At 66.0% G+C, this 7,315-nt stretch carries 4 protein-coding genes and 1 pseudogene; 4 read left to right on the forward strand and 1 reads right to left on the reverse strand.

The annotated features are described in order from the left end of the window. Window positions 1-36 precede the first annotated feature (36 nt). Together M3C25_RS12780 and coaE are read left to right on the forward strand one after the other, a co-directional pair. Complete coding sequence (locus M3C25_RS12780) at window positions 37-1,848, forward strand: hypothetical protein (RefSeq protein ID WP_259857138.1); 1,812 nt, start codon at window positions 37-39, stop codon at window positions 1,846-1,848. Between the two features lie 81 nt (window positions 1,849-1,929). Beyond that, the gene (gene coaE / locus M3C25_RS12785; protein ID WP_259857140.1) at window positions 1,930-3,105 is read left to right on the forward strand and encodes a dephospho-CoA kinase; all 1,176 of its coding nucleotides are present in this window, start codon (window positions 1,930-1,932) and stop codon (window positions 3,103-3,105) included. A 6-nt stretch (window positions 3,106-3,111) separates the two neighbouring features. On the opposite strand, the gene M3C25_RS12790 is transcribed toward coaE, so the two are convergent. Further along, window positions 3,112-3,543: an OsmC family peroxiredoxin gene (locus M3C25_RS12790; RefSeq protein WP_102160240.1), complete on the reverse strand. Its 432-nt coding sequence runs from the start codon at window positions 3,541-3,543 to the stop codon at window positions 3,112-3,114. Window positions 3,544-3,681: 138 nt separating this feature from the next. Between M3C25_RS12790 and uvrB the strand changes: the two genes are divergently transcribed. Together uvrB and M3C25_RS12800 are read left to right on the forward strand one after the other, a co-directional pair. After that, window positions 3,682-5,880, forward strand: a complete 2,199-nt coding sequence (gene uvrB, locus M3C25_RS12795) for an excinuclease ABC subunit UvrB (RefSeq protein ID WP_259857142.1) — start codon at window positions 3,682-3,684, stop codon at window positions 5,878-5,880. Between the two features lie 146 nt (window positions 5,881-6,026). After that, window positions 6,027-6,962: pseudogene (locus tag M3C25_RS12800) on the forward strand (TerC family protein); the annotation flags it as partial. Between the last annotated feature and the right edge of the window lie 353 nt (window positions 6,963-7,315).

The raw sequence follows: 7,315 nt of genomic DNA on the forward strand, positions 1-7,315 counted from the left end.
CGGTTCGGACGCCCTCGTTGGCGTTGGCAGCGCATCATGAGATCCCCGCAGCGCACACGGTTCACGCGCCCGGCGATGGACTGGGGGCTCTACGCACTGTTCCTGCTCGCCTGGTCCTGCGTCATCTACTGGCAGCTGCTCACCGACCTCAGCGGGTCAGTCTTCGCGCACAACGACGACCCCTCGCTGTTCATCTGGTGGTTCGCCCATGCCGCCGATGTCGTCGCGAGCTGGTTCGGGCAGGGGTCAGGGGAGACGAACCTGCTGTTCACGCAGCTGATGAACTACCCCACTGGCGTCAACGGCGCGTGGAACACCTCAGTCATCGGCATCGCCGTGCCGATGGTGCCGATCACGTGGCTGTTCGGCCCGGTCGTTGCCTACAACATCGCCATCATGCTCGCCGCACCTGCCTCGGCGCTGGCGGCTACTCTGCTCATCCGCCAGTTCACCACCCGCGGTCCTGCGTTCCTCGGCGGTTTCTCCTACGGCTTCTCCACCTACGTCGTGGCCCAATCCGCCGGCCACCTCAACCTCGCCGTCGCGCTCACCCCACCGCTGGTGGCCTACGGCCTCATCCGGCTGGCCCGCTGCCACAGCCTGCGCCGGGCCTTTGTCATCGGCCTTTGCCTCGGGGTTCTGCTCGGCTGGCAGCTCTACGTCAGCTCCGAACTGGCCGCTGGCCTCTCGATCGCCGGCATCGTCTTCAGCCTCATCGCCGCCGTCGTACTCGCCCGGCGCTCCGACGCCGCGCAGCGGCGCGCTGGCCTCACACGCCTCCTCACCGGCGGTGCGGCCGCTGCAGCGACAGCACTGCTCATCGGACTGCCCCTCATCCTCACGATGCTCACTGCTCCGGGCGCCCCGCAGCAGACGATCCGCCCGCACGGCGTGTGGAACAACGACGTGCTCGACGTCGTCTTCCCCAGCCGGTTCACACTGCTCGGCGGGCCTGATGCCGACCCGCTGCCGCGCGTCCAGGCGATCGATCCGGCAGAAGTCGGAGCCTACCTCGGCTTCTTCTGGGTGGTCTTCGCCATCCTGACGACTGTGCTGCTCTGGAGGCACCGGCGTCTCGGCCCGCTCGTGCAGATCACCGCGCTCACCGGGTTCGTCATGTGGATGCTCTCCCTCGGCTCGCCGTGGTTCTTCGCCGGTCGCGAGATCCTGGCTGTCGGTCCTTATCGGCTCATCGAAGTGCTGCCGGTGCTCGGCAATGTGCTGCCGATGCGCCTGGCCGTCTATCCGACCCTGGCGGCCGCGGTGCTGCTTGCTGTCGGGGTGCACGAGGCGCAGCGCACGCGCGGCCGGCAGAGCCGGCTGCTGGCCCTGACCCAGGTGACAGCGGCGGTCATCGTCATCGCCATCAGCACCGGTCCGGTGTCGGCGCGCCAGGTGCCCATCCCGGAGTTCTACGACTCCGGATATGCCGAGCATCTGCCGGCTGGCAGCGTGGTCAAGACGATGCCGCGCCCCATCGCGCTGGCCGCGCCCGATGCCGACGTGGCTCTGGTGTGGCAGGCCGTGACCGGCATGCACTACCGCGAGACCGGCGGCTATTTCATCGGCTCGACCGACACCAGCCCGATCGTCTTCGGCGCCCAGCGTGACACGCTCGACGAACGGCTGCGGGCGCCGATCCCCAGCGCTCCCGAAGAACGGGCCCGGGCTGCCTCGGAAACGGTGGCGGCGCTGCGCGCCCAGGGCATCGACTTCGTCGTCATCGGCCAGGACGTCGCCTACCTGCCGTTTCCCGCCGACCAGATCGCGGCCTTCGTCGCTGAAGGCGCCGGCAGCCCGGTGCAGAACCTCGACGGCGTGTTCCTCATCGATCTGCGCAGCGGCTGACCTCGGACAGCCCCACCTGACAGCCCGGTCGCGGTACAGACGGTACAGGAGGCGCAGGCGGTGCAGAGTAGAGTGGAGTGCATGCTGAGAATCGGACTGACAGGCGGCATCGGCGCCGGCAAGTCGACCATCGCCGAGGAGTTCCGCGAGCGGGGAATCCCGGTCATCGACGCTGACGAGATCGCCCGCGAGATCGTTGAGCCCGGTGAACCGGCCCTGGCATCACTCGTGTCGGAGTTCGGCGAGCAGATCCTCCATCCCGATGGCACGCTCAATCGCGGCGGTTTGGCCGTCGTCGCCTTCTCCGACCCGCAGTCGACGGCCAGACTCAATGCGATCATGCACCCGGCGATCGCCGAACGCACCCGCGCACACTACGACCGGCACGCTGATGCTTCCATCGTCGTCCACGACGTGCCGCTGCTCGTCGAGAACAGCATGACCCGGCTGTACCACCTCGCAGTGCTCGTCGACACTCCCGCTGACGTCCGGCTCACACGGCTGGTCGACTCCCGTGGGATGGACCCAGCCGATGCGCAGAAGCGGATCAGCGCGCAGGCCAGCGATGCCGAGCGTCTCGCCGCCTGCGATGTCGTCATCGACAACTCCGGCACACCGGAAGCGGCACGGGCTGCGTTCACCACAATGTTCGAGAAGCGGATCCAGCCCTTTGCCGACAATCTGGCCGCCGGCCGGACAGCTGAGCGCTCCGGCGTCGAGCTGGTCCCGGCAGGGAAGCGGCATGGGCAGACGGCGCGGCGGCTGAGCAGCCGCATCTCGCACGCGCTGACCGAGGCGGGCCTGTCTGATGCTGAGGTCGAGCACATCGGCTCGACGAGCGTGCCGGGTCTGCTGGCCAAGGACATCATCGACCTGCAGGTTCTCACGACCACCGAGGCAGAGTGGGATGCTGCAGCTGAGGCATTGACGGCAGCCGGGTACCCGCAGCACTACGTCGACGCTTTCGACGATTGGGACGACGCCGGCCACGTCGCGAAGCGCTTCCATCGCAACGCCGATCCCGGCCAGCCGGTCAACGTGCACGTGCGCACCCGCGGCAGCCTGTCAGCACGGTTCGCTGCGCACTTCGCCGAACGGCTGCGCACCGATGCCGCCGTGCGCGCTGACTATGAGGGCACCAAGAAGCGGCTGGCCGAACAGCACATCGATGACCGTTCGACCAGCCGCTATGCCGAGGCGAAGGAACCGTTCTTCACGCCGCTGCGTGATGAGTTCCGCCGCTCAGAATCGAGCTGAACGGGCTCAGCCGAGTGAGGCGTCGAGGTGGATGTCGACGCCCTTGAGCGCCTTCGACACCGGGCAGTCCTTCTTCGCCTTCTGTGCGATGCGCTCGAAATCCGAGTGCGACAGGCCGGGGATCCGGCCGACGACCACGAGGTGGATGTCGGTGATGCCCTTCTCAGGGGAGAAGGTGACATCGGCGCCGGTGTTGAGCTCCTCGGGCGGCGTGCCGTTGTCCGTCAGCGCATTGGCCAGTGCCATGGAGAAGCAGGCCGAGTGGGCGGCGCCGATGAGCTCTTCAGGATTGGTCACGCCGTTGGTGTGCTGTTCTGCGCGGGATGCCCAGCGCATGTCCAGAGTGGCAGCCTGGGAGGAGTCGAGGCTGACGGTGCCGGTGCCGCCGGCGAGGTCTCCGCGCCAGGTGGTGTGTGCTTTCGAAACGATCTCGGCCATGGAAAGGTCCTTTCAGTTCGCGCTGATCCGTCGCAACTGCCAGCGGTGCTGATCCACCGGTGCCGGGGCTCATCTGCGCTGACGTGTTCCAGCCTACAGTCTGTTGGCCGCGTCAGTGCCCCGGCGTACAGTGGTTGCATGGCATCGAGTGAGGTCCTCAACCCGGCAGACACCACACCCCAGGAGGCTCCGCAGCGGCCCGTGCCCAAGATCGGACACCGGCCCGAGGTGGTCCGTTCCGTGGCACCGTTCGAGGTCGTGAGCGAATACTCGCCCTCGGGTGACCAGCCGACGGCGATCCGGGAGATCTCCGAGCGCCTCGCTGACGGCGAACGCGATGTCGTCCTGCTCGGCGCCACCGGCACCGGCAAGTCGGCGACGACCGCCTGGCTCATCGAGAAGGTGCAGCGGCCCACCCTCGTGATGGCGCCGAACAAGACGCTGGCCGCTCAGCTGGCCAACGAGTTCCGCCAGCTGCTGCCGCACAACGCAGTCGAGTACTTCGTCTCCTACTACGACTACTACCAGCCCGAAGCCTACGTCCCGCAGACGGACACCTTCATCGAGAAGGACTCCTCGATCAACGATGAGGTCGAACGGCTGCGGCACTCGGCGACGAACGCGCTGCTGACCCGCCGCGACGTCGTCGTGGTCTCCACGGTGTCCTGCATTTACGGCCTCGGCACGCCCGAGGAGTACGTCGAGGGCATGGTGTCGGTCGCCGTCGGCGAGGAATACGACCGCGATGCGCTGCTCAAGCGGTTCGTCGAGATGCAGTACACCCGCAACGACCTCGCCTTCACCCGCGGCACCTTCCGGGTGCGCGGGGACACCGTGGAGATCATCCCGCAGTACGAAGAGCTCGCCCTGCGCATCGAGTTCTTCGGCGATGAGATCGAGTCTCTGTACACCCTGCACCCGCTCACCGGTGAGATCGTGCGCGAAGAGGAAGTCCTCCACATCTTCCCCGCCAGCCACTACGTCGCCGGTGAGGACCGGATGGGCCGCGCGATCGCCGACATCGAAGAGGAGCTGGCGAACCGGCTGCAGGAGCTGGAGAGCCAGAACAAGCTGCTCGAAGCCCAGCGGCTGAAGATGCGCACCACCTACGACCTCGAGATGATGCAGTCGATGGGCTTCACCTCCGGCATCGAGAACTACTCCCGGCATATCGATGGGCGCGCGCCGGGTTCGGCGCCGAACTGCCTGCTTGACTACTTCCCCGAGGACTACCTCCTCGTCATCGACGAAAGCCATGTCACCGTCCCGCAGATCGGCGGCATGTACGAAGGCGATATGTCGCGCAAGCGCACCCTTGTTGAGCACGGCTTCCGGCTGCCGAGCGCCTTGGACAACCGGCCGCTGAAGTTCGATGAGTTCCTCGACCGGATCGGCCAGACCGTCTACCTCTCGGCAACCCCTGGGCCCTTCGAGCTGGAGCGCGCCGACGGGGTTGTCGAGCAGATCATCCGCCCGACCGGACTCGTCGACCCGAAGGTCGAGGTCAAGCCGACGAAGGGCCAGATCGACGACCTGCTCGGTGAGATCCGCGACCGCGTCGACCGCAACGAGCGCACTCTCGTGACTACGCTGACGAAGAAGATGGCCGAGGACCTCACCGACTATCTGCTCGAGCACGAGGTGCGCGTGCAGTACCTGCACTCCGATGTCGACACGCTGCGCCGGGTCGAGCTGCTGAGCGAGCTGCGCAGCGGTGAGTTCGATGTGCTTGTCGGCATCAACCTGCTGCGCGAGGGACTCGACCTCCCTGAGGTGTCGCTGGTGGCGATCCTCGATGCCGACAAGGAGGGCTTCCTGCGCTCGGGGACCTCCCTCATCCAGACGATCGGCCGTGCCGCCCGAAACGTCAACGGCGAGGTGCACATGTACGCCGACACCATCACTCCGTCGATGCGGTACGCGATCGACGAGACGAACCGGCGCCGCGACATCCAGATCGCCTACAACGAAGAGCACGGCATCGACCCGACTCCGCTGGTCAAGAAGATCGCCGACATCACCGAGCGGCTGCAGCGCGAGGACGAGGACACCCGTGAGCTGCTCACGCAGTTCGACTACGGCAAGGGCCGGCGCGGTTACAACGCCACCCTGACCGATGAGCAGCGCGCGGGCGCCGTCAGCAGCGGTGACGGCGCAGCCGGCGGTGGCAGCCTGCGCCCGCCGGCAGCCGATCTCACTGAGCTCATCGCCACCATGACCGAGCAGATGCACACCGCAGCAGCCGAGCTGCAGTTCGAGCTCGCGGCCCGTCTGCGTGACGAACTCGGCGACCTTAAACAGGAGCTGCGCACGATGCAGAAGGAAGGTCACGCGTAAAGGGATGTACACTTGAGTGCTTGGAAGGGGAGTATCCCAGTCATCTCGTGTTCGTCATCACGTTCGCCCATGCGATCCGGGCACGAGAGCAGGTACACGCACGCAGCCTGCGGGAGAGACTTTCGACACTCTGAAGAAAGGCTGCTATGAACTCTGCGTTGCCCTTGTGGTTCGAGATCACGTCACTGTCAGTGCTCTGCCTCATCCTGCTGGTGGATCTCCTCCTCGTCGTCAAACGCCCCCACGTGCCCTCCATGAAGGAGGCCAGCCTGTGGGTCGGCTTCTACGTCACCCTGGCGCTCATCTTCGCCGGCTTCATGTTCCTCATGGGCGACGCCGAACACGGCGCCCAGTTCCTCGCCGGCTGGCTCACCGAGTACAGCCTCAGCATCGACAACCTGTTCGTCTTCGTCATCATCATGACCCGCTTCAAGGTCCCGGCGAAGTACCAGCAGGAAGTCCTGATGGTCGGCATCATCCTGGCGCTCATCTTCCGCGGTGCCTTCATCCTGGCCGGCGCGATCATCATCGAGATGTTCATCGGCGTGTTCTTCATCTTCGGCGCGTTCCTCCTGTGGACCGCATGGAACCAGGCCTTCGGCGGCGACGACGAGGACAACGAGGACAACAAGTTCATCAAGATGCTGCGCAAGCGCATCAACATCACCGATGACTACAACGGAAACAAGCTCACCACGCGCATCGATGGGAAGAAGTTCTACACCCCGATGTTGCTCGTGTTCCTCGCCATCGGCACCACTGACGTGATGTTCGCCCTCGATTCGATCCCGGCGATCTTCGGCATCACCCGCAGCCCCTTTATCGTCTTCACCGCGAACCTGTTTGCGCTCATGGGTCTGCGCCAGCTGTACTTCCTGCTCGGCGGCCTGATGGACCGGCTCATCTACCTCAAGTACGGCATCGCCGCGATCCTCGCGTTCATCGGCGTCAAGCTCATCATGCATGCCGCCCACGAGACGTTCCTGCCGATGGTCCCGGACGTCAACACCTGGGTGTCGCTCGGCGTCATCTGCGCGGCGATGCTGACGGCGACCATCGCCTCGCTCATCCACATGCGCCGCTACCCGTCGCGCATCCCGCTCGGCCCGGTCGAGCACACCGTGCGCCACAAGGACGGCAGCATCGAGCATGTCGACGCCGCTCGGGTCTACGAGGAGGTCCGCTCTGTCCGCGAGGACAACGGAACATCCGGCGAATCCGTGCTGTCCGACGCGGTCTCAGCCGACCCGACGATGCCGCACACCCCAGCCACTGCGGAGGCGGGCATCGGGGAGAGCCTCACCGGCAACGGCGAACCGATCTCGCTCTCACCGGCAGCCGACGATGACCAGACCGCCGCCTCGGACGGATCCCATGCGGCCGGCAGCGAGCCGACGGGCGACGACACCCGCACGCAGCGGTGACACCGTCCTGA

Source organism: Brevibacterium luteolum (assembly GCF_025147615.1).
In the GTDB taxonomy this organism is placed as follows: Bacteria; Actinomycetota; Actinomycetes; order Actinomycetales; family Brevibacteriaceae; genus Brevibacterium; species Brevibacterium luteolum.